The organism is Rhizobium sp. UBA1881, from assembly GCF_002338015.1.
GTDB lineage: Bacteria > Pseudomonadota > Alphaproteobacteria > Rhizobiales > Rhizobiaceae > Rhizobium.
This window is the reverse complement of record NZ_DDHH01000135.1, coordinates 76,873-77,382: the sequence shown is the minus strand read 5'-3', so window position 1 is coordinate 77,382 and position 510 is coordinate 76,873. Positions and strand designations below refer to the sequence as shown.

Below are 510 nucleotides of genomic sequence, written 5' to 3'. Positions count from 1 at the left end.
GATAGCTTTCACCTCCGTCTGGCAGCAGGAAAGTCTGTGCGCGCGGCTTTTGCCGCGCGCGCAGGGCGTGGAGCATCAGCCACGTGTCTCTTCAACGTCCTCTTCCTCGACAGGCCTTTTCGTCCGCATCACTTTCAAGACGAAGACAAAGAAGGCGGGCACGAAGAAGATCGCGAGGATGGTCGCGGAGATCATGCCGCCGAGCACGCCCGTTCCGATGGCGTTCTGGCTGGCGGCACTTGGTCCCGTCGCAATCGCCAAGGGAACGACGCCGAGTGTGAAGGCAAGCGACGTCATCACAATCGGGCGGAAGCGCAACTTTGCGGCTGCGACGGCCGAATCCAGCAGCGACCTGCCTTCGGCGTAATAGTCCTTGGCGAACTCAACGATGAGAATGGCGTTCTTCGCCGATAGACCGATGATCGCGATCAATCCGACCTTGAAATAGAGGTCGTTCGGCATGTCGCGCAGCATCACGGCCAGCACCGAGCCGATCACGCCCAGCGGCAC

The 510-nt window shown here is 60.8% G+C and carries 1 protein-coding gene; it reads right to left on the bottom strand.

The window, feature by feature from the left end; translation table 11 throughout:
• Nucleotides 1-75: 75 nt before the first annotated feature.
• Nucleotides 76-510 (bottom strand): efflux RND transporter permease subunit (locus tag B3605_RS16830; RefSeq protein ID WP_296435164.1); only part of this gene is annotated, 435 nt, incomplete at its 5' end.